The sequence below is a fragment of the Bacillus sp. CECT 9360 genome (assembly GCF_918741275.1).
In the GTDB taxonomy this organism is placed as follows: Bacteria; Bacillota; Bacilli; order Bacillales; family DSM-1321; genus Peribacillus.
Window position 1 is genome coordinate 30,289 of sequence record NZ_CAKKNA010000016.1, and the last position, 25,636, is coordinate 55,924.

Annotated in this window: 22 protein-coding genes and 2 pseudogenes; 9 read left to right on the forward strand and 15 right to left on the reverse strand. The window is 40.9% G+C overall.

From position 1 onward, the window contains the following. Positions 1 to 12: 12 nt before the first annotated feature. The 5 genes from LQ216_RS17305 to LQ216_RS17325 all read right to left on the reverse strand — a co-directional run bounded on the left by LQ216_RS17305 (position 13) and on the right by LQ216_RS17325 (position 3,871). The gene (locus tag LQ216_RS17305; RefSeq protein WP_230130685.1) at positions 13 to 675 is read right to left on the reverse strand and encodes a hypothetical protein; all 663 of its coding nucleotides are present in this window, start codon (positions 673 to 675) and stop codon (positions 13 to 15) included. A 195-nt stretch (positions 676 to 870) separates the two neighbouring features. After that, positions 871 to 1,782, reverse strand: coding sequence for a YegS/Rv2252/BmrU family lipid kinase (locus LQ216_RS17310; protein WP_230130686.1), 912 nt, complete (start codon positions 1,780 to 1,782; stop codon positions 871 to 873). Positions 1,783 to 1,927: 145 nt separating this feature from the next. Continuing rightward, positions 1,928 to 2,635, reverse strand: coding sequence for a hypothetical protein (locus tag LQ216_RS17315; protein WP_230130687.1), 708 nt, complete (start codon positions 2,633 to 2,635; stop codon positions 1,928 to 1,930). Further along, a complete protein-coding gene (locus LQ216_RS17320; RefSeq protein ID WP_230130688.1) occupies positions 2,632 to 3,507 on the reverse strand; it encodes an ABC transporter ATP-binding protein in 876 nt (291 codons plus the stop codon). Before LQ216_RS17320 ends, LQ216_RS17315 begins: the two co-directional genes overlap by 4 nt. Beyond that, entirely contained in the window at positions 3,497 to 3,871 is a 375-nt protein-coding gene (locus LQ216_RS17325) for a GntR family transcriptional regulator (RefSeq protein ID WP_230130689.1), read from the reverse strand. Before LQ216_RS17325 ends, LQ216_RS17320 begins: the two co-directional genes overlap by 11 nt. Positions 3,872 to 4,270: 399 nt before the next feature. Between LQ216_RS17325 and LQ216_RS17330 the strand changes: the two are divergent. After that, positions 4,271 to 4,525, forward strand: a pseudogene (locus tag LQ216_RS17330) (transposase); the annotation flags it as partial. Between the two features lie 149 nt (positions 4,526 to 4,674). Here the strand turns inward: LQ216_RS17330 and LQ216_RS17335 are convergent. Then, positions 4,675 to 5,553 (reverse strand): TetR/AcrR family transcriptional regulator, encoded by an 879-nt coding sequence (locus LQ216_RS17335; protein WP_230130690.1) that lies wholly within the window; start codon positions 5,551 to 5,553, stop codon positions 4,675 to 4,677. A 206-nt stretch (positions 5,554 to 5,759) separates the two neighbouring features. Here LQ216_RS17335 and LQ216_RS17340 point away from each other — a divergent pair, with 206 nt between their 5' ends. Next, positions 5,760 to 8,936: an efflux RND transporter permease subunit gene (locus LQ216_RS17340; RefSeq protein WP_230130691.1), complete on the forward strand. Its 3,177-nt coding sequence runs from the start codon at positions 5,760 to 5,762 to the stop codon at positions 8,934 to 8,936. A gap of 55 nt (positions 8,937 to 8,991) precedes the next feature. Here the strand turns inward: LQ216_RS17340 and speD are convergent, their stop codons facing one another. Continuing rightward, entirely contained in the window at positions 8,992 to 9,810 is an 819-nt protein-coding gene (speD, locus tag LQ216_RS17345; protein WP_230130692.1) for an adenosylmethionine decarboxylase, read from the reverse strand. A 204-nt stretch (positions 9,811 to 10,014) separates the two neighbouring features. On the opposite strand from speD, the gene LQ216_RS17350 reads away from it, so the two are divergent. The 3 genes from LQ216_RS17350 to LQ216_RS17360 all read left to right on the forward strand — a co-directional run bounded on the left by LQ216_RS17350 (position 10,015) and on the right by LQ216_RS17360 (position 11,543). Beyond that, positions 10,015 to 10,248 (forward strand): hypothetical protein, encoded by a 234-nt coding sequence (locus tag LQ216_RS17350; RefSeq protein ID WP_230130733.1) that lies wholly within the window; start codon positions 10,015 to 10,017, stop codon positions 10,246 to 10,248. A 272-nt stretch (positions 10,249 to 10,520) separates the two neighbouring features. Continuing rightward, positions 10,521 to 11,276, forward strand: a complete 756-nt coding sequence (locus LQ216_RS17355; protein WP_230130693.1) for an alpha/beta fold hydrolase — start codon at positions 10,521 to 10,523, stop codon at positions 11,274 to 11,276. 102 nt (positions 11,277 to 11,378) lie between these two features. After that, positions 11,379 to 11,543 carry a CsbD family protein gene (locus tag LQ216_RS17360; protein WP_290369288.1) on the forward strand — a complete coding sequence of 55 codons (165 nt, stop codon included), beginning with the start codon at positions 11,379 to 11,381 and terminating at the stop codon, positions 11,541 to 11,543. 113 nt (positions 11,544 to 11,656) lie between these two features. On the opposite strand, the gene LQ216_RS17365 is transcribed toward LQ216_RS17360, so the two are convergent. Further along, the gene (locus tag LQ216_RS17365) at positions 11,657 to 12,964 is read right to left on the reverse strand and encodes a hemolysin family protein (protein WP_230130695.1); all 1,308 of its coding nucleotides are present in this window, start codon (positions 12,962 to 12,964) and stop codon (positions 11,657 to 11,659) included. A gap of 696 nt (positions 12,965 to 13,660) precedes the next feature. Between LQ216_RS17365 and LQ216_RS17370 the strand changes: the two genes are divergently transcribed. Beyond that, positions 13,661 to 14,092 (forward strand): DUF4395 domain-containing protein, encoded by a 432-nt coding sequence (locus LQ216_RS17370; RefSeq protein WP_230130696.1) that lies wholly within the window; start codon positions 13,661 to 13,663, stop codon positions 14,090 to 14,092. 22 nt (positions 14,093 to 14,114) lie between these two features. Then, positions 14,115 to 14,801 (forward strand): GDSL-type esterase/lipase family protein, encoded by a 687-nt coding sequence (locus LQ216_RS17375; RefSeq protein WP_230130697.1) that lies wholly within the window; start codon positions 14,115 to 14,117, stop codon positions 14,799 to 14,801. Positions 14,802 to 14,827: 26 nt separating this feature from the next. On the opposite strand, the pseudogene def reads toward LQ216_RS17375, so the two are convergent. Then, positions 14,828 to 15,373 (reverse strand): annotated as a pseudogene (gene def / locus LQ216_RS17380) (peptide deformylase). Positions 15,374 to 15,634: 261 nt separating this feature from the next. Between def and LQ216_RS17385 the strand changes: the two are divergent. Continuing rightward, on the forward strand, positions 15,635 to 17,374 hold the full coding sequence (locus LQ216_RS17385) for an AAA family ATPase (RefSeq protein ID WP_230130698.1): 1,740 nt from the start codon (positions 15,635 to 15,637) through the stop codon (positions 17,372 to 17,374). A gap of 347 nt (positions 17,375 to 17,721) precedes the next feature. Here LQ216_RS17385 and LQ216_RS17390 read toward each other — a convergent pair whose 3' ends face one another. The 3 genes from LQ216_RS17390 to LQ216_RS17400 all read right to left on the reverse strand — a co-directional run bounded on the left by LQ216_RS17390 (position 17,722) and on the right by LQ216_RS17400 (position 22,350). After that, entirely contained in the window at positions 17,722 to 18,489 is a 768-nt protein-coding gene (locus LQ216_RS17390) for a GNAT family N-acetyltransferase (protein WP_230130699.1), read from the reverse strand. A 289-nt stretch (positions 18,490 to 18,778) separates the two neighbouring features. Next, complete coding sequence (locus tag LQ216_RS17395) at positions 18,779 to 21,886, reverse strand: MMPL family transporter (protein WP_230130700.1); 3,108 nt, start codon at positions 21,884 to 21,886, stop codon at positions 18,779 to 18,781. Continuing rightward, complete coding sequence (locus LQ216_RS17400) at positions 21,883 to 22,350, reverse strand: MarR family transcriptional regulator (protein WP_230130701.1); 468 nt, start codon at positions 22,348 to 22,350, stop codon at positions 21,883 to 21,885. The genes LQ216_RS17395 and LQ216_RS17400 overlap by 4 nt, the downstream gene beginning before the upstream one ends. A 163-nt stretch (positions 22,351 to 22,513) precedes the next feature. On the opposite strand from LQ216_RS17400, the gene LQ216_RS17405 reads away from it, so the two are divergent. Next, positions 22,514 to 23,011 (forward strand): YtxH domain-containing protein, encoded by a 498-nt coding sequence (locus LQ216_RS17405; protein WP_230130702.1) that lies wholly within the window; start codon positions 22,514 to 22,516, stop codon positions 23,009 to 23,011. Positions 23,012 to 23,064: 53 nt separating this feature from the next. Here LQ216_RS17405 and LQ216_RS17410 read toward each other — a convergent pair whose 3' ends face one another. From LQ216_RS17410 to LQ216_RS17420, 3 genes are all read right to left on the reverse strand, one after another. Beyond that, positions 23,065 to 23,691: an NUDIX domain-containing protein gene (locus LQ216_RS17410; protein WP_230130703.1), complete on the reverse strand. Its 627-nt coding sequence runs from the start codon at positions 23,689 to 23,691 to the stop codon at positions 23,065 to 23,067. Between the two features lie 68 nt (positions 23,692 to 23,759). Beyond that, a complete protein-coding gene (locus LQ216_RS17415; RefSeq protein ID WP_230130704.1) occupies positions 23,760 to 24,833 on the reverse strand; it encodes an ABC transporter substrate-binding protein in 1,074 nt (357 codons plus the stop codon). Then, positions 24,830 to 25,636, reverse strand: a complete 807-nt coding sequence (locus tag LQ216_RS17420; protein WP_230130705.1) for an ABC transporter permease — start codon at positions 25,634 to 25,636, stop codon at positions 24,830 to 24,832. The genes LQ216_RS17415 and LQ216_RS17420 overlap by 4 nt, the downstream gene beginning before the upstream one ends.

Genomic DNA, 25,636 nt, shown 5'->3' on the forward strand with positions numbered 1-25,636 from the left:
GCCCACACCCCCTTAGAAAAATACGCTGACTTTTATGTAGGATAATAATGCTGCCGCAAACCAGGAAGCTATATAAAATAGCCCAATCGCAAGCATAATAAGATATTTATTCGTTTCTGAGAGTTTTCTTAAATAATAATATTGAAACAAAATGATCACCAGCTGAAAAAGTGTGATTTCTCCAAAAAAGCGGATAAAAAACTCATTTGAGATCAGATGCTGACTTATGACCCCAAGGGAAAAGGGATTGGAGCTCTGGTTGATATCCATCAGCACAAATAGCGGAATGGATACGGCTTTTTCAAACAAAGCAATAACAAAGACGATCATTTGGACAATTACGATCCGCAAATAGTTGGTATCCGTAAATATCCAAAAAATCACGGAAGACAGGAACAAGAAGATAGAAGGAAATAAAAGCCCAGCAATCAACTCCCCCGCGATTACAAGTAACTTGCCACTTTCAAAGGCAGCCTCATTCAGCTTTGTCACTTCGCCTGAAATCGATTCAGAGCCGATGCCGAAGTACGCACTGATACCAAAAATGATGATGCTCAAAACATATAAGACTAATAAATTCGGGCCGAAACGCACCACTTCCTCTGCTTGTTTCAGCCGATAGCTGTTTCCATTAGGATGGAAAAGGCCATTTAACAACCGGACTTGATAAATCATATTCGCTCCCCCGCGGAATAGAAAATTATGTTATCTCTTATTTTATCTTAAATTAGCCAAATGTGAACAACGAACGACAAAAACTTTTGGACTATAAAATAAAGTTCAGTCTAAACGGCTAGAAAAAGCCGACCTGACATTTTCTTAAAAGCGGGCTAATCGGTTTTTTTCCTGTTTCGGGCATATATTTTATGCCTAAAATGGTTCCCCTATGGCCGGGCCGCACAACATGGAAAGATGAGCTTTAAGAATAGAAATGTCTGCCGGTGTCTTTTGATAGATTTCTCCATCCATATCAGCATCCAACTCTTCATCCGTCACAATTTGAAGCTCTTTTGCCTGAAAATACAAAACCCCTGAATCAGAATCTGTACTTTCACTTAGCGCTCTTTTCATTTCCATAATTTCTTTAAAAATACCTAGGCTGGAATTTTTTACGATAATGACATCCAATAAGCCATCATCCGGCTTGATTAACGGAAATGGAAGCATGTTCGTTCCAATATAATTTCCATTTACCGTAAGAATCATGATGGCCTCGTCCTCTATCGTATTCCCGTCATAAATCATTTTAAAGTGAAAAGGATCACTTTCATTTATCGTTCTGAGCGCACTTAATAAATAACTGATTTTCCCTAATCTGCTTTTCTCCTGAGGATCGATATTATTCGAGGTTTCTGTAATCAACCCAATGCCCCAGAAGTTTAAAAAATAATTACTCCCTGTCTTTCCTACATCAATTTGAACGGTTTCTCCTTCTACCAAAGCAACAGCTGCTCTGCGGATATTTTGGGGAATATTGAGAGCACGTGACATGTCATTACAAGTTCCCGCTGGCAAAATCCCGATTAAAGGTCGCTTTTCTAAGCCTGCGAGTCCATTTATACATTCATGTACTGTACCATCACCGCCAAGAATAAAGATGACATCCATGTCTTCCCCGTGCTTTTGGCATAACCTCGCCCCCTCACCCTGCTCTCTCGTTTGGATGAGGAGGAATTCTTCGATATTTGGTGAAAGAATCGGCAGGCAATCTCTTAGTGCTTTCTCTATTTTACCTTTGCCGGCATTCTGATGGTATATAAGCATCCCTTTTTTCCACTTCATGTTCAGACCACCATCTCTTCTTATTGTAAATTGCTTTACAAATTACTTTACCTGCTTCGGCAGATTTAAAACCTGAATAGGAAAAAACACGGCCCTGCTGTTCCGCAAGAAGCCGTGTTGATTAATAAAGTTCAGATTCTACCCATTACTTCCCATTATAAGCAGAGACCGGGGCCTTTCGAATCAAAAACCATGAAATGATAAGAAGAACCAGCGCAACTCCGAAAAATAACCCGTAAACCTTCCATTGAAACATAACTATATATTTTTCCATTATTTCAAGCAATAAAGCATGAACTGGCGGTATAAAACCAAGCAGATTCAGCAAAACAATGGCTATGGTTCCCCCAATCATGCCGTATCGGTAAAAAATCAGTCCAAAAAGGAAGGAACCGCTTAGAAGCATAAAGCAAACAGCACTGTCAATATAGAACCGCACATACCAGTAATCATTTCCATTCAAAAACGAAGCTAAGTGAAAGACCTTTGCCTCTCCATTCATTAAATGTTCTGATAGGAAAGAATAAACACTAACCAGTGAAACGTGTATAATGGCCATTAATAAAGAAATCAAAAGCAACAGGAATGATAAGGCCATCCAATAATTTTTTCTTGTGCCCCCCATTTTTATTACATATGGCAATGTTTCTTTCACCCCGACAAACCCAAAAATCGCACAAAAAATAAAGACCGCTGTCTGGCTTCCCAGGTAAATGCCACTTTCTATCCCAAAATAGAGAGGAATGATCAACATAATAGCCATCACTGTAATTAAAATGGACCAGAACATGGATAAGCTGCGTCTCGCATCAATGAATGCAAAGCGCAGTATCGCCCCAATTTGTCCGCTCATGCCGATTTCTCTCCTTTCGTATGTTCCGTCAGATAAACCATTAATTCCTGCACAGGCACACTCTCAATTCTTAATCCTGCATCAATTGCCTCCTGCCTGCTTAGGTTCTCGCCAAAGAGCACGGCACTTTCCTGGCCCGCAAATGTCGAGCGATGAAGCACTTTTTTATTTCCAACAAAAGAGTCGATACTTTCTTTTGTGCCATGGATCATTAAAGAAGATTGCCTTAATGTTTCAGCCTCTTCCCACAACATGATTCTTCCTTCTGCCATCATGATGACCTCTTCAAACAACATGCTCACTTCATCAATTAAATGCGTTGATAAAATAAATGTCCTGGGCTGCCTGGTATATTCTTCGATAAGTAATTCATAGAACCGTTTCCTGGCTGCAGCGTCCAGACCGATATATGGTTCATCAAAGATTGTCACGGGCGCCTTACTAGAAAGGCCAACGACAATTCCAAGAGCTGATTCCATCCCTTTTGATAAAGCTTTTACTTTACTCGACGGATCTAAGTTGAATTGGTTTAGAAGGTACCGGGCGGTCTGATGATCCCACTGAGGATGAAATAGAGAGCAAATATATAAAGTTTCACTTATTTTCAGGGTATTTTTAAAATTACCACTTTCATTAATGAAGCAAATTTTCTCTGTAACGTTACAGTTTTCATACGGCTCTTCACCGTTTACTAAAATAGTACCTGCCGTGGGCCTCTCATAGCCTGCAATAAGCTGCATAAGCGTGGTTTTTCCAGCCCCATTCCTCCCAAGCAGTCCATATATTTTCTTTTCTTCAAGGTTCAAGCTAATCTCCCGCAATGCTTTTTTCTTGCCGAATTGTTTGGAGATGTTATTCATCTCAATTTTCATTTCTCCCAACTCCCTTCAACATGTCTATTAAATCTTCGACATGGATATTCAATTTCTCAGCTTCCAATTTCAACGGAATGATATAGTTTTCAAAGAATTTAGTTTTCCTCTTTTTGATTAATACACTTTTCGCCTCTTCAGCCACGAACATTCCGATCCCCCGCTTTTTATATAAAATCCCCTGATCCACCAGTTGGTTTATTCCTTTGGCTGCGGTTGCTGGATTAATTTGATAATGAGCCGCAAACTCATTCGTCGATGGAACACGGTCGCCTTCATGAATCGTACCGTGTATGATTTCGTCCTCAATTTGGTCGGCAATTTGCTGGAAGATTGGACGGTCACTATCAAGATTGAATTTCATAATACACCACCTTACTTAGTTAAATGGTTCATTACTAATGTAACTAAGTATAAATGTTTTTATTTCCAGCGTCAACCATTTTTTTAGAAGTCAAAAAAAAAAATGGCCATTTTCTAAATGGCCATTTCAGACTGTAGACAAACTGGATGAAATCGAGTTTGCCTGCAGTTATTTTTTTATTTGGCCTGTTAATGGGGTCTGTTGATTTCCGTTCCAGGCGCTTCGCGCACCTTAGGGGCGGGCGGTGAGCCTCCTCGTCGCATGCTCCTGCGGGGTCTCACCTGTCCCGCTGCTCCCGCAGGAGTCTTCGCGCCTTCCACTCCAATCAACAGGCTTTTAAACGTTTACTATGGAACGTTCCTAAAATCTATTTTAAAATTGATACATAAAATGATTGGGGTGACGAGGCATATTTGGCAGGATTATGTAGAGGAAACAGATCATTTGCGACACCACAAGGATGTAAAACCAATCTATGCGAAACGCAAAGAAACGATAGAACGCGTATTCGCAGATGCAAAAGAAAAGCATGGCATGCGTTGGACAAAGTTAAGGGGACTTAAAAAATTGTCGATGCAGGGGATGCTTACTTTCGCTGCCATGAATTTGAAGAAGATGGCAAACTGGACATGGCAAGGTCCAGAAATGGCCTAATAAATAAGGCTAAGTGAGGTCCATTCACACTCAAAATAAGCAAAAATAGAAATAATCACTAAAAAGGGGTTCGGAATGAGACCATTCCGAACCCCTTTTTGTCGACAATCTGAAATGGCCATTTTCTAAATGGCCATTTTTATCGTATATTAATCTTCAGCAAGATACTCTTGAAATGCACGTATGATTGAAGAATAAGCACTGTTTTCCTTCTCCCTGTTGTTGAGCATTAGCAACAGGCTTTCCAAAACGATTTTCTTCGGTGCATCTTTCCCCAGTTCCCTTTGGATTTCCGATAGCACCTCGAGTTTCTTTCTTTTCTTATTTTCGTCTGGCTGATTTTTGATGAATTCAATCTGCAAGGCAATCATACTTTGCAGTCGCTTCTTAGTGTCAGGCTCTCGATTCATGCAAACGCCAAATTGGATGGCTTTCAAAAGCGGGTCTTTATGTTTTAGGAAACCTTCAACAATTGAATCCAAACGATTTAATAAGAAGGGAGCGATGTCTTCCCTGATCTCACTATTTTTATCAAAAAGCAAAATGGAAATATACTGTTTTACCATGCTATCCAAAATGATTGCACTATCAACAATATATTCTTCAGGTAAATCCGGGTATAAGCGCCGAACCTTCCCGCCAAAAAAATCAAGCGAGTCTCTCCTGACAAAGTGTATAAATTGGTCAAGTTCCTCACTAATGTGTATCATCTGTTCCCTGATAAACATTTGGATAAAGTCTTCATTAATGGTCACTTGCTCTATTTGAATATTAATTTGGTTGATATACTTTTCCTTCTCGGTTAATGAAGAATCCTTTTCCACCTCAGCGAGCTTGGACGACATTGTTTCATGGAAATATTTGAAAATGGATATTAGCAGCTCTTCCTTCGATTTAAAATAGTTATAAAAGGAACCTTTCGCCATGTCGCATCCATCCACAATTTCCTGGACGGATGTGGAGTGATATCCTTTCGCTGAAAATAGTTTAACAGCGACATCGATAATTAATTTACGTTTTTCATTCATAAGATCCATCCTAACAATAATAGATAAGTAAACCTCGACGAAGGATGACTGAGCAGTCACTCTATATTCATTAATTGTATATTAATTTTCAATAAAGAACAATAAACATACTATTATTGGCAACTTATCATTGCATTCCAAACTAATTTCCCTTATATTTTAATTTATGACCGACCAGTCACAATTTTAAACATGGAGGGTTTTGCTTGAATTCAATTATTAAGTTTTCTTTAAAGAATAAACTGGCGATATGGCTTTTAACGATCATTATTACCATTGCCGGCTTATACTCTGGATTGAATATGAAATTAGAAACGCTGCCGAGTATCTCCACACCGGTGATAAGCATTTCTTCCGTATACCCTGGAGCGGTGCCTGATGAGGTTTCGGAAAAGATTACCGATCCTATTGAGAAGAGGGTCAGTAATCTATCTGGAGTTGATGTAGTGAGCTCTACTTCAATGGCGAATTTCTCATCTATTCAAATCGAATACAACTTTGATAAGGATATGGATGAGGCTGTTGATGAAGCTAAGGAGGCAATAGGGAGCATTGAGTTCCCTGAAGGAGCACAAGAACCAAATGTCTCTAGAATAGACATAGATGCATTTCCTGTTGCAGCACTTAGCGCAACAAATGAAAATGTAGATCTAGCTGAATTAACGAAACAAGTGGAAGAAAACTTAGTACCTAAGCTTGAAGGATTAGACGGAGTATCGACTGTTGCCATTTCTGGACAGCAAGTGGAAGAAGCCGTTTTAACATATGACAAAGAAAAAATGGCTCAATACGGATTGGATGAACAAACCGTTAAAGGAATTGTTCAAGGCTCAAATGTATCCTTCCCTCTTGGACTCTTTAATTTCGCGGATAGCGAAAAAACCATTGTCGTTGATGGAAATATTACAACCCTGGATGATTTAAAGAATATTGAAATCCCTGTTATCCCTGCCGCACCACAAGGCATGCCAGGTACAGCCGGGCAGAGCGCGCCACAAGGACCGGCCGCTCCTAATGCAGGCGGGCAAAGTCAGATGAACCAGGCACCGCCGGGACCAGCAGCAAGTCCGGGGCAGTCACAAGCTCCGCAAATGGAAAAAGTAAAGCTTTCTGAGATAGCGGATGTCGAGATCGTAGGTAAAGCAGAATCCGTTTCCAGAACGAACGGACAGGAATCCATTGGCATACAAGTAACAAAGTCACCTGAGGCCAATACGGTTGATGTTGTAAATGCTGTCAAAGATGAAATCAAACAGTTTGAAAAAGAATATGATGGTGCAGAGATTCATACCACATTGGATCAAGGAAAGCCGATTGAAGAAGCAGTAACAACAATGCTTGAAAAAGCGATTATCGGTGGAGTTTTTGCCGTGCTGATCATTCTTCTATTCTTAAGGAACTTCAGATCAACGATTATCTCTGTTGTTTCCATTCCATTGTCTTTACTTATGGCCATTCTTGTTTTGAAACAAATGGACATTACCCTGAACATCATGACACTGGGTGCCATGACTGTTGCAATTGGGCGTGTTATAGATGACTCGATTGTTGTCGTTGAGAATATTTATCGGAGAATGTCTCTATCCGGTGAACAATTAAAAGGAAAAGAACTGATTCGGGCGGCAACGAAAGAAATGTTTATCCCAATCCTTTCTTCAACCATTGTAACAGTGGCCGTTTTCTTGCCATTAGGACTTGTTCAAGGACCAGTCGGGGAATTATTTCTCCCATTTGCTTTGACAATCGTCTTCGCCCTGCTCGCTTCATTAGTGGTGGCCGTTACGATTGTACCAGCGATGGCCCACTCTTTATTTAAAAAGGGCTTAAAAGGTAAATCCCACGAGAACAAACCAGGAAGGCTGTCTGGCTTTTACCGTAAAGTGTTAACTTGGTCATTGAACCATAAACTGATTACATTTGGATTAGCAATCGTCCTCTTGGTTTCAAGTTTATTCCTCGTTCCAGTCATCGGGGTAAGCTTTATACCAGCTGAGGAAGAAAAAACGATGATTATCACATATAAGCCTGCTCCAGGAGAAAAGTTAGAAGATATTGAAGCAGCAACTGAACAATCAGAGAAATACTTTATGGATAGAAAAAACGTTGATTCGATCCAATACACGATCGGTGGAGAAAATCCAATGACTATGGGTCCTGATAATTCAGCGTTGTTCTATGTGATGTATGACCCGGATACAGAGAATTTTGAGAAAGAAAAAGAGAAAGTAATCCAAGATCTTCAAGATTTCTCTTCACAAGGTGAATGGAAATCACAAGACTTTACTGGTGCCGGTGCAAGTAACGAGCTGAGCTTGAATGTATACGGCAATAATATCGAGCAAATTCAGCCAATCGTTGAAGAAACAATGAGCATCCTTGAAGATCACGATGACTTGAAAGATGTGGATTCCAGTATCTCTGAGTCCTATGATCAATACACGATTGTTGCTAATCAGGAAAAGCTAAGTGATTTAGGCATTACGGCCGCTCAGATTGGTATGGCACTATCAAATACCGGTGAACGCGAGACATTAACGACGATCAATAATGATGATAAAGAAGTTAATGTATATATTGACGCGCAAGCTGATCAATATGATGATAAACAGGATTTAGAAAATAAAACGATTACCTCCCCTCTTGGTATGGAGATTCAGCTTAAAGACGTAGTCGAAATCAAAGAAGGGAAATCATCTGATACGATAATGAAGCGGGATGGAAAAATCTATGCGTCAGTTTCCGCTAAAATCAAAACAGATGATGTTTCAAAAGTAACAGCCGATGTGACAAAGGAAATTGAAGATATCGACCTGCCAGGAAGCGCAAGCATCTCATTCGGCGGAGTAACCGAACAAATTAACGAATCGTTTACTCAGCTTGGATTAGCGATGTTAGCGGCAATCGCCATCGTATACTTGGTGTTAGTCATCACGTTCCATGGCGGCCTGGCACCGATAGCCATTCTCTTCTCACTACCATTCACAATTATCGGCGGACTATTGGGCTTGCTCATCGCTGGTGAAACCATTAGTGTTTCTGCCCTTATCGGAGCATTAATGCTGATAGGAATCGTCGTGACAAATGCGATTGTCTTAATTGACCGAGTTATTCACAAGGAGGAAGCCGGCAGCTCGACAAGAGAAGCTTTGCTGGAAGCCGGGGAGACACGTCTCCGTCCGATCTTGATGACGGCAATCGCTACTGTTGGAGCATTAATCCCGCTGGCAATTGGATCGGGTGGCGGTGGACTTGTTTCGAAAGGACTTGGCGTTACTGTTATTGGCGGGCTAATAAGCTCTACACTTTTAACACTTGTCATTGTTCCGGTCGTATACGAATTCATCACTAAATTCCGCAAAAAGAAAGAAACAGAAGCAGAATAATATAAGTCAGCAAAAGGGGCCCCATCAGCGGCCCCTTTTTTGTATGCATTTTTTCTTAATCAAACGTTTGATTAATATTCTTCCCATAAAATATTTCATCCATTTCTATTTTCAATCTCTCCGTTATCTCTTCTATCTCCTCTGGTTGAAGCTTTTCCTTTGTGTACCCGAATAGATAGTTGTTTAGATCAAACTCTTTCAACTTACATTTCGTGTGAAAAATATTTTCTTGATAGACGTTTACATCAATCATGTCATATATGCTTTTTATACTCTCTGGGATGTAATTTTGGATAGAAGTAATATCGTGGTCAATAAATAGCTTGTGACCGCTAATATCTCTCGTAAAGCCCCGGACCCTGTAATCAATCGTCATAATATCTGTATCAAACGAATGAATCAGATAATTCAGCGCTTTAAGCGGTGAAATCTCCCCACATGTAGAGACGTCAATATCCGCTCTGAACGTACTGATCCCTTCATCTGGATGATACTCAGGATACGTATGAACCGTTATATGGCTTTTATCCAACTGCATAACAACCGAATCCGGAAGAGGTCCGGGCGATTCATCGTATGATTCAGTCGGAACTTCCACAATCGGACCCTCCGAAACCAAAATGGTGACACTTGCTCCCTGTGGCACATAATCCTGTTTAGCAATATTTAATACATGCGCCCCAATAATATCCGATACCGTTTTTAAAATTTTCGTTAATCTGTCTGCATTGTATTGTTCATCTATGTATTCGAGATAGGCTTCACGTTCTTCTTTTGTCCTTGTATAGCAAATGTCATACATATTAAAGCTTAATGATTTTGTCAGATTATTAAATCCATGCAATTCGATACGCTGCTCTGATGTTAGTCCCATGGTTTACTTCCCCTTATTCATTATTGATGTCCCAAACCTAAATATTTTTATGATACCCATTGATATTGGGACTTACTCGACTTATTGGGTTTCAGAATACGGTAAGGTGTAGGAAAAAATTGAGGAGGCGTTATTTTGAATTACCATAATGTAAATCCTGAAGAACAGAACACATTTCCAAACGACTTTAATTACGCTGGACAAATAGATGAAAGGCAACAACAACAGTCTTATTATTACCCACGCCCTCGTCCTAGGCCACGCCCTAGACCAAGACCATACTACCCTTACTACCCTTACTACCCTTACTATCCTTATTACTACCCACGTCCACGTCCTTATTACCCTTGGTATGGATATGGTGGAGGTTATGGCGGTGGTTATGGCGGTGGATACGGAGGATATGGTGGTGGATATGGAGACGACTACAATGATTAATTGTCAAGGGCTCCTAAGGCAATAAGAAAAACCGTCCGTTGACTCGGACGGTTTTTACTTTGGTTACTGTTCTTGAACTAAAAAAATGTCCACTATTTCGGGTCTTCGTTAAAAAGAAATTTTATCGATGTTCAACCCGTTGACATAGTGTTCAACCAGATGCTACTATTAAAACCAAGTAAATCAATAGGAATAATTAATTTATCTAAATAAAATATGGCTCATACTATTAAATTATTACTCCCACTCTACTGTTTGAAAGGAGATTTCACATGACTACAACACAAGTAATCCCTGGTGCTGAACCTTACTTTATTTCCGGCAATTCTGCCGGAATCCTGATCATCCATGGCTTTAATGGGACCCCGCAGAGCATGGAATATCTGGGCAAGAAATTTTCCAACCAAGGCTTTACTGTCTACTCGTTAAGGTTAAAAGGGCACGGTACACATGAGGAAGAAATGGAGTCATGCAGCTATCAGGATTGGATCGAAAATGTTGCAGCAGGATATTCCCGGTTAAAACAAACATGCAGCAACATTTATGTAATCGGTCAATCGATGGGTGGGGCTTTGGCTCTGGACTTGGCTGGTGAGGTTGATTGCGATGGCGTTATAGCCATAAACGCCGCTTTGCAGGTCCCTGATTATGAACCTTACAGAAATTTTACCGCTCCACGGTTCATTCCGGATGAAAAACCCGATATCAACGATGGCGACGCTTTCGAAATCACTTACCCACAGGTTCCGATCAAAGCGATTAATGAACTTCTTTCATTGATGGACAGAGTTAAAAAAGCGTTGCACAAAGTATATTGTCCGGTTCTTTTATTTCATTCTCCCGAGGATCATGTTGTACCTGAACATTGTTCTTATGAAATCTACCATCTTGTCTCTTCAAAAGAAAAGCATATGGTCTCACTTAATCATTCTTATCATGTCGCATCACTTGATTATGACAAAGATAAAATCGCTGAAGCTGTCCTTTCTTTTTTGAAAGACCGGGGCGAGGACATTCTTGTTTCATAACATAAGCTTATCCTTAAATGGTTTCTATTTCCTTTTCCTTATGGCGTTTATCTATGAGCGGCACGGGTATTGGTATAGTAACAACTTTAAGGAGGAGTCATGATGAACGATTTATCTGATAAAGTAAAAAGCACGGTCAACAAGGTGAAAGGTGAAGCAAAGGATCAGACCGGTAATGCGAAGAATGATCCTGGGCTTCAAGCTGAAGGAAAAATGGATAAATTAAAAGGAAATATCCAAGAAGAAATCAGCAAGCTAAAAAAATGATCCAAAAAGTACCCTATAGAGTAGACTTTTTATAATTGTCTACTCTATAGGGTACTTTTATTATCCAAACCGGGACTTTACAAAGAGTACATTTCATACCCCCTGCAGTCTTTTTATATCTCTGACCCTATACTTTCCACTTCTACATAAAGAATATGATGGCCATCTAATTCTTTCACTTTAAATAGATATCCGCCAAACTCTAAGACATCATCCATTTGGACATCAGACTTTTCGGTGAGGATCCAACCTCCCAATGTATCAATATCCTGTTCAGGCATTTCAATTCCAAGTGTATCACTAACTTCATGGATGAGCATCTTTGCGTCAAAAATATAATGGTTTTCTTTTAGTTTTTGAATGAGCGGCCGTTCATCCTGGTCAAATTCGTCACGGATTTCCCCGACAATTTCCTCCAATATATCTTCAACCGTCACAAGGCCTGCTGTCCCACCGTACTCATCTGATAAGATCGCCATATGCGTACCCTCTTTTTGCATCTTCAAGAGCAAATCATGAATGGGACTCTTCTCAAGCACTCGAATAATAGGTGTCATAAAATCCTCTACCTTTAAGGTAGCTGCGTTCTTTTCGGTAATGGTAGCTATATAAAGAGTTTTAATATTTACCATACCGATAACATTGTCTTTATCGCCATCCGTAACTGGGTAGCGGGTAAACTTTTCTTTTTGGATGATATCAATGATTTCTGGAAGATGTATATCCTTTTCAATCGTTATCATGGCCGTACGCGGAACCATGATTTCCTTAGCAATTCTTTCATCGAATTCAAAGATTTTATTTACATACTTGAATTCAGACTGGTTGATTTCACCGCTTTCGTAACTATCCGACAAAATCATCCGAAGCTCTTCCTCAGAATGTGCTACTTCCTTTTCGGAGGCCGGTTTCAAACCAAATAGACCAGTTAAAACTCTTGCCGAACCATTTAATACCCAAATAAAAGGAAACAGAATACGGTAAAACAAGATTAACGGTTTAGCGAACAACAATGTAATTTGTTCAGCTTTTTGAATGGCCGCCGTTTTTGGTGCCAATTCCCCGACAACAACATGAATGTAAGTCATGAAGAAAAACGCAATGAAAAAAGATAAAAGATGAGCAGCAGAATCATTTAGCTCCATTCTTTCAAAAAGGGGACGGAATAATTGCTCTACTGTCGGTTCACCAAGCCAACCAAGTCCTAAAGCGGTCACTGTAATGCCCAATCGACAAGCTGACAAGTACTCATCTAAACGAGTAGTGACTTTCTTTGCCGCAAGTGCATTTCTGTGGCCTTCTTCTACCAATTGATTAATTCGGGAACTTCTTACCTTTACAATCGCAAACTCTGAAGCTACGAAAAAAGCTGTCAAAGCGATCAAAATGACTACCATTACTAGTTTTATTGCTATGTCCAATGTATTAGGGAAGACCTATGAATCAAATTCGTTCAACGTTGATTCGCCTTGAGGTCCTTCCCAGGCACCTCCTACAATGCGGAAATTAATATTCTAACGATACAGAAGCATCTTTTTTCAGTTCTCCCTTTAATATTATACCGAATGCTGTCGACACGCACGAATTTTTTGGCTAAAGGCTGAACATATTGGAAGTCTTTGATACATCTACATGAAAAAACCGACCTTCCGAAAAACCGGAAAATCGGTGCCTTGGATAGAAGTATTTAGAATGAATGCGGAAAGATAGGACATATAAGCAGAGCTTCTAAAAAATCTAGTCGTATGGATTATTTCTTCGATTTCCCGTTATGCCGGTCTCTTACAATCTTTGGACCGCAATCACAGAGGATCGAATGTTTTAATTTCTTCAAAGGTTTACCGCATGTATCACATATCTTTGTTTGCATGTTATTTCCTCCAAACCATTTCATATAGTTTTAGATTAGTAGTTTAAGATTTATATTAGTTCATTTCCTTATACATTTATTATACGCTTTTTAAAATTATAATCAATATTTATTTATAATTATTATAAATAAAATTAGTGACAATCTTTTCACTTATTTATTACAAGCATTTATCTTCACAAAGCATCTTTTAGTCTATAAAATAAGAGATACCTATAAAACCTATTAGAAAGGTAGGAATTATTGTATGGAAAATGAAATGCGTACGGTTCCACGTCCTCTTGTCAGAACTAATCAATGGTTTATTGTATTAAGTGTTGTTTTAACTTGGGTTACCGGTCAGGAATGGATTCTTGCTATTCCACTCCTTGCAGGAATATCCGGTTTGTTTTTTCACTACAATCCCGTCATGCGTTTCGCCAAGTTATTCTTAAAAAAGAAGCCTTCTGAATATATTCCCGAAGAATATGACCAGCAGCAATTTAATCAGGCCATATCCGTTATCTGCCTGGCTCTTGGACTTGTCGGTTATGTAATGGACTGGACCTTTCTTGCCTATACTTTTACAATCATGGTAGCACTGGCAGCTTTTGTAGCGATCCTCGGATTTTGCATCGGTTGTTTTATTCGCTTCCAGTGGAAACAATATATCTATCGCAGATCGATCCGGCAGTCATAATCAACGTTTGGGGTGAATCACTATGAAAATCATTTGTTTTGGAGACAGTCTGACACGGGGAATTTCCTTTGTAAAAGGAAGGCTCCGGATTTTAAAGGATAATTACCCTAACACTCTGGCTAAATTGGCAGAACCTTTTTCATCGGTCGAAATATTGAATAAAGGTGTATTTAATGATAATTCCGACCTGCTCGTGGATCGGATTGACAAAGACATCATTTCGGAACAACCGGATATCGTGTTAATAAGCGTCGGCGGTAATGACTGCAATTTCAAATGGGACGAGGTTGCTGAGCACCCTACCGGTACACATGAACCGATCGTACCCCTTGAGCGCTATCTGCAAAATGTCACTTCAATGGTCAAAGAATTTCAAGAAAAGCACATAACACCTTTCTTGATCACGCTACCACCATTGGATCCCGCCAGATACTACAGTTTTATCGCTGACAAGTTTGGCCCGTCGATTGGCCATTGGGTATCTAGCGTTGGCGGCATTGAGCATTGGCACGGTATGTATAACCGCAAACTAAAAAAACTGGCCAAAGAATTGAACGTGGCGTTGATCGATGTCAGGACTTACATTAAATCCTCAGGAGATTTAGAAGAGTTGATCAGTGATGACGGCATCCATCTCACTTCAGAAGGATACCGATGCATGAGCCAGGCAATTTTTAAGGATTTGAACACGTTCTTGAATGGAAAGTAAACAGGCAAAGCGCTGGCTTTGCCTTTTTATATGCTTATAATTTCAACATTTCCGGGAAGCTTAAATGGATTCTCCCCGTTGATTCGGTCATAAAACAGGATTCCGTTCAAATGATCGAGCTCGTGCTGTGCCGGAAACCACTTGAAGCGCAAGTTCAAAGGGTTCAAAGGGTTCCCTTCCACATCATATGCCTTCATTTTTATCCTTTCATATCTTGGAACATACCCCTTTATTTCGCGGTCAACTGAAAGACAGCCTTCGCTCTGAGGCAAATAAATCATGGACTGGGAAGTACTAGTGATTTTCGGATTAATCAAGGTATATTCATAAAATTCGCCTTTTTTGTCGTTAAAGTAAGTGACGACCATCCGTTTATCCAGGCCGATTTGATTGGCGGACAACCCAACTCCCGCCCGCAGGCCATACTTTTTTGAAATGACAGGATCCTGGCTGTTCTTTAAAAGTTGCATCATACTGGCCAGTTCTTCTTTGTCCTCCTCGCTTGACGGAAGCTCGATTTCATCAATGACCTAACGCAAAATGGGTTCCTCTTCTTTTACAATATCCTTCATTGTGATGATATAATCACTCGTAAATTTGACTCATAGAGAAAAAATTCAACTGTCTTTAGGTTTTGTTTTAGCACGTTGTATCAATTATAGGGCAAAACACAGACAAAAAAAGCTTTGGACTCTATCCCGGGATTACCGCTCTCCTTCATTAGGTTCGCTTGGCATTGACATAAATTACTAGTTTAAATAGGTCATTTTACCTGTACAAGACTAATCAGAATTTTTTATACTATATGTATCTATCTTTAAGGAGCTGAGTAATTGAAAGCCCATTCTAAATTAGTGTCAAAGCTACTGCCGATTTTAACGGCGTTCATTGTGATATCTGCAGGTGTCTCCTGGTATGTATGGGGAAACGTCAAAGAAACACCTATTCCTTTCTCTTCCATTGAAAAAACGATACAAGCCGAAAGTGGCAAGCCTGTTACTATAGAAGAGAAACGGAACGGTGTGATCTACTTGACGACTGAGGAAGGAAAGTATGTTTCTCACGTTCCGCCCAATAGCCAAATAGTAAGCAAACTGATCGAAAATTACAACGTCCAATACTCATATTCACCGAACAGCCCGTATAGTCCCTGGATATTGGGCGGTCTTGCGGCCTTGGTTGTCGCTGCGGCAATCTTTGTCCAGAGAAAGGCCAGAGGCGGGATCGGTGCAAGCAAAATGAAGCACAGCCTTTCTACAGCCAGACCGCTCCCTTCGATTACATTGAAGGATGTCGGAGGTCTCCAGGAGGAGATGAAGGAGGAAATTCTTCAAACTCTCTCCATCTTAAAGGAGCCTGACCGTTCAGCCAAAATAGGAATCAAGCCCCCGAAAGGGATATTATTATATGGCCCGCCGGGTACGGGAAAAACATTGCTTGCCCAGGCGATTACTAAAGAACTAAATGCAAGCTTTTTCTCTACCAGTGGCTCTGCTTTTAATGAAATGTTTGTTGGTGTCGGTGCTGCCCGGGTCCGAAGCCTGTTCCAGGCCGCTAGAAAGCAAAAGCCTGCTGTCGTCTTCATTGACGAAGTGGACGCCCTTGCCGGGAGACGTAAACAAAACGGCGGCGAAGAAGGAGAAAAGACGCTGACCGAGCTTCTTGTTCAGCTTGACGGCGGACATGATAATGATGGAATCCTGTTCATTGCCGCTACGAATAGAAAAGATATGCTGGATGAAGCCTTCCTCCGTCCGGGACGGATTGATTTCTCATTCCAGGTCCCACTTCCAGATACAAAAGGGAGAAAGGAAATCATCTCGATTCATACAAAAAACAAACAGCTTGCAGCTGACGTACATGCCTCTTTAGATCAGCTGGCAGAAAGCACTTCCGGTTTTTCAGGCGCGGATATAAGCTCTCTTTTCGAAACAGCAAGCAGACGGGCACTTCGTAACGGACAGGACATGATCCACAAAGAAGATATGGACCATGCCATTGACCGGACTATCTTAGGCAGCACATCACGCGCACTTAATGATGAAGAAACGAAGCGAAGAGTTGCCATTCACGAAAGCGGTCATGCCTTAATAGCCGCTTTGACAAAGCCGGGATCTGTTCGAAAGGCGACAATCATTCCGCGCGGCGAGGCACTCGGATATGTCGCCCCAATCCAAAAGGAGCTTCACCTCTCTACCGCAAGCGAGCTGTTGGATCAAGTCAAAATGATCCTGGCAGGCGGAGTCGCGGAACGAATGTTCTTAGGTGAACACAGCATTGGAGTGGGCGGTGACGTCAAGCAAGCCAAACACTTGTTAGAGCAAATGGTTGAAACAGGCATGCTGCAGGATGGATTCACTTTGCTCTTCAATAAAACAGACAAAGAATTGAAGATGCAAGCATTGTTCCAGGAAGCGATTGGGCAAACAGAAGAATTGATTGATACACACCGTGAACAATACCAAGCATTAGTTGACGCTCTCTTAAAGAAAGAAACGCTTGAAGGTTCAGAAGTAGAAGAGATTGTAAATCCTAGATCTCTAATAGAGTCTGACGACTTTGCCCTGGCTTAACTTAAATAGATAGTTTGAAAGGCCCGACCCAAAAGATCCCTACAGGTGAATTTAGGTCGGGCCCTTTATATACCATGTGGTGTATGTGTCGAAATATAGTGGATATTGTCGAGAAATCGATATATGAACTAAGTTGATAATAAATGTGCCAAAGTTGATAATAAAATCGAAAACTCGATAATAAATTTGAAAAGTTGATAATAAATTTGAAAAGTTGATAATAAATTCTAAAACTCGATAATAAATATGCCAAAGCGTTGATAATTCCACAGACTTGATAAAATCTCCGCGCTTACGGGTTTATGAAATACAAATAGTAAAAAGAGCCTGAAAGAATAGAAGAAATCTCAACTAAAATAATAATAATATGATTCGTTTAAGGATGTTATCCGACAGCCATTTTTCATGAATACCTTTTGCATCCCATGGTTCGCTTGATCCGTGCTTCCTACATAAAATGCAGCCCCCATTCTGTTTAGCAACACCAGGCTATCTCTATGTATCCCTGCACTTTTTCCTTTTCCTCTTTCTTCAGGAACCAGGCCAAAGTAAAATAAACGTCCCTCATCAGACGTTCCTGGTTCAATATGGGGAATCGCTATCCCAATCGGCTTATTGTTTTCATATATTGCATAGCATGATTTCCTCCAGTAAGGGCCGAGCTCAAGTTTGACTGATTGTAAATGTTCTTCCATCGAAAGGGTGGACCTCGCATTTTCGGAACCGGACATACAATTGCCCCACAATTCTTTGTACCCTTCTTCCGTTAGTAATGATTCCTCTTCAAGATTGTTCCATTCGTATTTTAATTCTTCGGCCTTACAATCAGGTAGATCCCTGTATACCATCACTTTTGAAGAGAAGTACTCAAAATTCCTATGAAGCAGGATATTTTTCATTTCTTCATAATAGCCGGAATCCTGATGAATGATAAACGACATCCTTTTTAGATTTGCTGTCTTTCCTAAACTAATCCAATTCTTGATGTTCCGGCTGACAATTTGCAGATTTTCAGGAACCTTCTTCATTTCTTCAAAAGCGAGGTAATCAGGTGCACCGTTTAACAACCGGAAGGAAGTTCCTGCTATTTTTTGAATTGAGTTAATAGAATTCATTCGCATTACCACCTAACTAACTTGTTTTGCTATATTATAACAATGTTTATATAGCGATGATTTCCACAGATCCCGGGCAGCATAATTCTTAGGTTTCAGTCATATCTCTAATTTTGGTGATATATTTTATATTTCGGTGATATCTCAGATTTCGAGCATATCTCAAGTTTCGGTCAGATATCTCAGACTTCGGTAATATCACAAAAAAGCGGTCCAAAACCAAGCATCTATCATAAAAGTAACCTCCCAGAATAGGCGCAGCCTAACTTGGGAGGTCATGTTTTTCACCTTATTTAATAAACGGCCACCAATTCGCTTTGCCGAATATTTTCGCCATAACGGGGATAAATAGCGGCAGGATCACCAGTGCATATAATACCAAGCCAATTAAAATAATCGTGGCAATTTGCAGCAGCGATAGTACACCTGCCGGCATCATCGCCGCAAAGGTTCCGCCTAAGATGATCGCTGCAGAAATGATGACTGTACCCATTTTGCGCATCGATAAGAGCATCGCTTCTTTTACCGGCTTATCTTTGTATTCGTTAAACCGGTCCATTAGGAAGATGCTATAATCTATTCCCAAAGCTATCAATATAACAAAAGCAAAGAACGGAACAGCCCAGCTAATGCCATCGTAGCCAAGGATATTGACGAAAATGACTTCCGTGATCGCACTTGAAGTATAGTAAGTTAAAATCAAGGATGCAATCAAATAGAGTGGCATAATGAGTGAGCGAAGCAAAAAGAACAGGATCAGCCCGATACCGGAAAGCATCAATACGACAGTCCGCGTGTAATCAGCATCTGAAATATTCCCCATATCATTGTAGGTACTTGTTACACCGCCAATCGCCACTTCTGCATTTTCAAGCTTCGTATCTTTGACGCTATCTGCGACAATTCCTTTGATTTTATCAACTTGTGCAATCGTGTCATTTGAATAAGGGTTTTCTTTGAATACAACATCCATTGTCATGACTTTGCGATTGTCAGACATATACACATCCATGGACTGGCCGAAGTCTTCGCTCTCAAGCACTTCTGCCGGGATATACAATCCTGACGTTTCCTCATTTGATGAAGCAAGTCCGGATAAATATTCCTGAGCTGAATTCAACCCATCATGCACTTCATTCAGCCCGTCTGCACTTTTATCAAGGCCATCTGTCAAGTCATTCATTTGGCCGCCAAGACCTGAAAAACCGTCTAACAGCTGTTGTTGTCCATTGTTTATGCTGGAAAGTCCGCTGTCGAATTTGGACATATTGCCGATAATCTGTTCCTGGCCGTTCGCCGCGGCGGAAAGGCCTTTTTGCAGTTCGTCAACTCCCTGAATCGCTTGGTCAAGACCGTCTGCTAAAGCCTTTTGTCCGCCGGGAAGTGGTGCGAATTCTTTGTTTGCGGTTTCCATTCCACCCTGGACTTTGGAGAGATTACCGTTTAACTCCGCCAATCCATTGGCCATCTGCGGCAAGCCTTGTTGGGCAGCACCCGCTGCACCGGAAATCCTCTGGAAATCAGCATCCCCAGAAATGCCAGGATATTTCCCTGCAAGGCGAGCCAATGATTGATCGGCTCCTGTAAACGCTTGGGAAAGCTTATTGAGATTGCTTTGAACATCTTTATATCCGCCCTCAAGCTGTGCCAATCCACCGGCAGCTTCCTGATATCCGGCTAAAAGCTTTTTGCTTCCCGTAGACATCTCTAAGAGGTTTTTCTTAACCTCCTCGAGCCCGCTCTTAATTTCACCGGAACCCATCGAGCCGTCGCGAATTCCATCTTCGATCTGGGATAATGCCGTTGTAGCCTGACCTACCCCATTTTTTAATTCATCCGTTCCCGAAATCAGGCCGCCGATGCCATCTGTGGCTTCGTTTAACTGAGGCTCTGATTTAGACAATTCCCCGCCTGCTGTCTCAAGGCCGTCGCGAATCTCCTCGATTCCTTCGTTTCCTTTGCCGACACCTTCGCCGAGATCTTCAGCCTGTTTAGCAACAAATAAATCTTCGATTGGTTCACCCATTGGCCTTGTCACAGATCTAACAAAATCAACCTCGTCATTCTTTTCGATCTCCTTGCTAATTTCTTCGGTAAGCCCGATATATTCTGTTGTAGCCATCGCTTCATCATTCTTGATGACAATTTGCGTAGGCATCGCCTGACCCGGACCAAAAGCGTCAGCAATAAGGTTAAACGCTTTTACGGACGGGACATCGTCACCTGTTTCATCAAGGGAATTAAAGGACAGTTCCCCGTCATATGTCGCAAGGAACGGTACCGTTATGGCCGCGACTAACAATAGCGCTAGTAACGGACGAGCAAGGGCAAATTTCCCGGCAGCTCCCCAGAATTTACTTTCCTTATGTTCAAGATTCCCCTTGGAGGGCCAGAACATCTTTTTGCCCAGCAAGGCCATAAAAAATGGTACGATCGTTGCTAATGCCAGCATCAAAACGACAATCCCAACCGCTACAGCAACGGCTGACTGATATAGCTTAAAAGTGGAAAGTCCGATTGCCGCAAATCCGATCAATACCGCAAGTCCGCTGAAAAATACCGTTTTACCTGCTGTGCGGTAAGTCTGTATGATCGCTTCGGGAACGCTTTCCTGCGTTGATAGCTCTTCTTTAAAACGGCTGAATAAAAGGATACAGTAATCCGTTCCGATACCGAACAATATCGCGACTAAGAAAATTTGTGTATAGGATGAAATCGGGAAGTCCCATTTATCCACTAAGAACGCAACGATCGATTGGGAAGCAAGATAACTGATTCCAACCGTAAGCAAAGGAATCAGCGGCGTTACCACGGAACGAAAGACAAGCAGCAATACCACCAGAATGAAAATAACAGTGATACCTTCCGTCTTTTCTAAGCCCTCCTGGGAATTTACGATTAAATCTTCGTCAATCATCCATCCGCTTGTATAATAATGCTCAACCTTTACATCATCCAGCTCTTTATATAAAGCATCGATCACTTCTTTCGATTCACGGTCGCCTCTTTGAATCATCATCGAAACAAGGATTGTTGTTTCATCCTTTGACACAAGCTGGTCCTTCAGTGACTCTTCCTTGAAGTGAGTCGTGATTTCCGTTACCCCAAGCTCTTTTTTATGATCTTCCAGTTGATTGACCGCTCGCTCAATTTCCGCTTCATCAGCTCGAGAAAGCTTACTTTTTTCATGAAAAACTAAAGCCACTGACGATTCATCTTCGTCCTGAATCTCTTTTAGAAGCTCTCCCGCCATCGCGGAGGAATACTCATCCGGCACGTCAAGCGAGCCCTTTTCCCTAACCAAATCGGACATGTTGGGAGCGGTAAACAGCAATACCGCGACAGCAATAACCCATGCCGACATAATAAACCATTTCCCTTTTATGATACCCCTCATGCTTTTTCCACCTGCACTTCTCTGTTCATGTCTATCAATATGTTAGAAAGTTTTTCATATGTCCCTATGAAGGATGAAATCTCATCATTGTCAAACTTCGTAATGAAGGATTCCACAAGTTTCTGGATCTTTTGTTCCGTTTGAATAAACAATTCATTTCCTTTTTTCGTGAGTGTTAAATAGACAAATCTACGATCATTTTTATCACGGGTCCTTTGAATCAGCCCTTTGTCAGTCAGCCTCGTCATGATTGCCGTAATTGCGCTTTTGTTGACATTGAAGGCATTGGCCAAATCGGTAGATGTGCATTTCTCCTTTTGCCTGATAAATCGGAGCGTATAGTGTTGATCATTTGTTAAATCATCACTGATTTGCTCCTTAATGAGCGATTCACCCATTTTCCATACATGAAAAGACACCCATAAATAGCGGTCGATTAATTCTTGGACTTTGTCAGTCGCCATTTGATCACCTCAAAAACTAGTTTAATTGTTTAACTGTTTACTTGTTAAACTATATAAAGGAAATATACAGCTGTCAATTACTTTGTTTAACATATTTTGTTTAAAAGGCAGTGGAACCGGGAAAACCCTAAAAAGAAACAAAAACAATGAGGAGGAATTATCGATGGAAACACAAATGATGGAAAACACTGAAAATAATAGCAAGCTTCTAAAAGGAATCATTTTAGGCGGAATCATCGGCGGCGCTCTGACGTTGTTGGATTCTTCGACAAGAAATAAGGTAAAAACGACGGCGGTGGATCTCAAGGATTCCTCAGTGGATATGTTTTCTCAGGTAAAGGAAAATCCAGGCGAAATGAAGGATCAAATGGTTCAACGTTTCAAGAATGCATCCGACACGTTAAAAGAAGCAATCAGTGAAGCACAAAACCTTTATCAAACCGTGAACGAAGATGTGTTTGGAAAAGTGAATGAAGTAAAAGGCATTTCCACAGAAGCTTTAAACACAGCAAAGGAAGCAACAGGAGAACTAAAGGAAATCAGCTCTAAAGTAGCGGAAGCTGGCTCCAAGCTTACCGATTCTTCTCCAACGACTTCCAATGGTGGGAATTCTTCTTCAAAAATAAGCTCGGTTAGTGTCAATTCACCATCCACCCATTAATACTTACACTAAAAAGATAGATGGAAAGCAACTTCTGCTTCATCTATCTTTTTTTATTTGCCTATTTGGTTACGAATCAATTTTACAATAGCCTGATAATAGGGCTTCTCATGGGGAACAAACTTACTATTGTCTAATCTCATATGAATCGAGACTTTCTCTCCGGCATCATTGATTTCAAACCCTTCCGCTTCCAACTCAGCCCTTGCTCCCGTCCATAGTTCAAAAAATTCATCAAACTTAGCTCTTACTATCCCGGACACTTCTTCTTGTTGCAGCCGATAGTCAGCCAACTGATATTTACTTTTATACAAATAAACATGGCAAAATTCGTTATCAATGAAATCCCCTGTTAGTATACGGTCCTTGATGACCCCTAATGACAACAACTCGTTAAAAGAGACGCGGATCCCGAGTTCTTCATTAACTTCCCTGATCCCCTCATGAACCGTTTCATGTGCTAATAGATGACCGGCGGCTGTAATGTCTAAGAGATTAGGAAAATCCTTTTTGAGATGGCTGCGAATTTGAAGGTCGATATAATCTATACCATTTTGCCTACTAATGACCCAGCAATGAAACGTTTCATGCCAATGTCCCCGTTTATGTACTTCCGCGCGGGTTGCTATCCCTGCCTTCTTCCTTTGTTCATCAAATATATTGATTAATTCGTTTTCCATTCTCGCTCTCCTTTTCTTTGAAAAAAGGTTAGAACAGGCAATTAAGATCACTGCTCTAACCTTTTTATTTATTTCGAATGCATCTTAAATTCCAGGAATAGCTCATTGTAATAAGCAAGATTTTTCTGGCCAAGGTTTTCGTAAACCTCCAGCCTCTCGGTCATTTCCGGTGGCGGGTAAAAACGGGTGTCATTCACAATTTCCTCAGGCATATATTTCAAGGCCTCTTTGTTTGGCGTTGAATAACTGACATACTCCGTATTCTGGGCGGCCACTTCTGGATCAAGCATGAAATCCATGAATTTATGTGCCGCATCGATGTTCTTCGCCGTTTTTGGGATGACCATATTATCAAACCAAAGATTCGACCCTTCCTCTGGCACTACATATTCAAGGTCTTCATTTTCCCACATGATCTCATTCGCTGTTCCCGACCAGACAAGGCCGATGGATGCTTCGCCATTTTCCAGAAGCATCCGGTTTTCGTCCCCTACGATCGCCTTTACGTTTGGCGTAAGGGTATCAAGCTTCTGTTTCGCTTCCTGCAGATGGTCCTTGTTTACATCATTCAATGAATAATTTAAACTATTCAATCCCATCCCGATCACTTCACGGGCACTGTCCGTTAAAAGGATTTCATTTTTCAAATCTTCGTCCCATAAATCATTCCAGCTCGTAATCTCTTTTCCGTCGAGCTTCTTGGGATTATAAACGATCCCAACCGTTCCCCAGAAATAAGGAATCGAATATTGATTACCTGGGTCGAATGGCAAGTCCATGAAACGGGAATCGATATGCTTCAGGTTCGGCAGTTTGGAATGATCAACCGGCAACAGCAGTTTTTCTTCTTTCATCTTATCGATCATATATTCGGAAGGAACAGCGATATCATACGCTGTACCACCTTGCTGGATCTTGGTCATCATGGATTCATTTGAATCAAATGTTTCATAAATGACCTTAATTCCTGTTTCCTTTTCGAAACGATCAATCAAATCAGCATCGATATAATCACCCCAGTTATATACGGTTAGTACATTTCCACTTGTATATCCTTGAGAGGAATTCAAACGGTTAACCGCAAACAAGAGAGCGGCAGAAACAATGATTATGGCAAGAAATATACGCATAAGCCTCTTCATTTTCTTACCCCCAATCCGGCCGGCTTGTTGTTACGCTGCGCAATAAAGTAGTAGCCGACCACCAATATCATCGTGAATAAAAACAAGAGGGTGGACAACGCATTGATATTCAGAGAAACGCCGCGGCGTGCTAACGAATAAATCTCTACAGAAAGTGTCGTGAATCCATTGCCGGTTACGAAGAAAGTAACCGCAAAATCATCCAGCGAATAGGTCAGGGCCATAAAGAATCCGGCAAAGATACCCGGGGTGATATACGGTAAAATCACCTTGGTCAGAACGTCCCAGCTGCTTGCACCAAGATCCCTCGCAGCATCTATTAAAGTCGGGCTCATTTCCTGAAGCTTCGGCAGGATCATTATTACAACAATCGGTACACAAAAAGCGATATGCGATAGTAATACAGAGAAAAAGCCGAGCCTTATCCCTACCATCGTAAATAAAATCAATAATGACGCACCGATGATAACATCAGGACTGACAATCATTACGTTGTTTAAAGACAGCAATGTATTTTTCGTTTGTCTTCTTTTTACAAATCGAATCGCGAGAGCACCGAAAATTCCGATGATCGTTGAAATGGAGGCGGAAAGCAACGCGATGATCAGCGTATTCAATACAATAATCAGCAAGCGGGTGTCATTGAATAATTCCTTGTACCAATCCAGTGTAAATCCTTCAAAATCATTCATATTTCCACCGCTGTTAAACGAATAAAACACTAAAAAGAAAATCGGCGTGTATAGAATTAAAAAGATCATCACTAAAAATACCGAAGACAATGGTGAAAGTTTCTTTCTCAT

Bases quoted from the DNA above. Each gene is read 5' to 3' on its own strand.
- LQ216_RS17325 (WP_230130689.1), bottom strand. From the start codon at position 3,871: ATGAAATTCAATCTTGATAGTGACCGTCCAATCTTCCAGCAAATTGCC.
- LQ216_RS17415 (WP_230130704.1), bottom strand. From the start codon at position 24,833: ATGAAGAGGCTTATGCGTATATTTCTTGCCATAATCATTGTTTCTGCC.
- LQ216_RS17360 (WP_290369288.1), top strand. From the start codon at position 11,379: ATGAACGATTTATCTGATAAAGTAAAAAGCACGGTCAACAAGGTGAAA.
- LQ216_RS17410 (WP_230130703.1), bottom strand. From the start codon at position 23,691: ATGGAAAACGAATTAATCAATATATTTGATGAACAAAGGAAGAAGGCA.
- LQ216_RS17310 (WP_230130686.1), bottom strand. From the start codon at position 1,782: ATGAAGTGGAAAAAAGGGATGCTTATATACCATCAGAATGCCGGCAAA.
- LQ216_RS17395 (WP_230130700.1), bottom strand. From the start codon at position 21,886: ATGAGGGGTATCATAAAAGGGAAATGGTTTATTATGTCGGCATGGGTT.
- LQ216_RS17375 (WP_230130697.1), top strand. From the start codon at position 14,115: ATGAAAATCATTTGTTTTGGAGACAGTCTGACACGGGGAATTTCCTTT.
- LQ216_RS17390 (WP_230130699.1), bottom strand. From the start codon at position 18,489: ATGAATTCTATTAACTCAATTCAAAAAATAGCAGGAACTTCCTTCCGG.
- speD (WP_230130692.1), bottom strand. From the start codon at position 9,810: ATGGGACTAACATCAGAGCAGCGTATCGAATTGCATGGATTTAATAAT.
- LQ216_RS17315 (WP_230130687.1), bottom strand. From the start codon at position 2,635: ATGAGCGGACAAATTGGGGCGATACTGCGCTTTGCATTCATTGATGCG.
- LQ216_RS17355 (WP_230130693.1), top strand. From the start codon at position 10,521: ATGACTACAACACAAGTAATCCCTGGTGCTGAACCTTACTTTATTTCC.
- LQ216_RS17320 (WP_230130688.1), bottom strand. From the start codon at position 3,507: ATGAAAATTGAGATGAATAACATCTCCAAACAATTCGGCAAGAAAAAA.
- LQ216_RS17305 (WP_230130685.1), bottom strand. From the start codon at position 675: ATGATTTATCAAGTCCGGTTGTTAAATGGCCTTTTCCATCCTAATGGA.
- LQ216_RS17335 (WP_230130690.1), bottom strand. From the start codon at position 5,553: ATGAATGAAAAACGTAAATTAATTATCGATGTCGCTGTTAAACTATTT.
- LQ216_RS17370 (WP_230130696.1), top strand. From the start codon at position 13,661: ATGGAAAATGAAATGCGTACGGTTCCACGTCCTCTTGTCAGAACTAAT.
- LQ216_RS17400 (WP_230130701.1), bottom strand. From the start codon at position 22,350: ATGGCGACTGACAAAGTCCAAGAATTAATCGACCGCTATTTATGGGTG.
- LQ216_RS17420 (WP_230130705.1), bottom strand. From the start codon at position 25,636: ATGAGAAAGAAACTTTCACCATTGTCTTCGGTATTTTTAGTGATGATC.
- LQ216_RS17405 (WP_230130702.1), top strand. From the start codon at position 22,514: ATGGAAACACAAATGATGGAAAACACTGAAAATAATAGCAAGCTTCTA.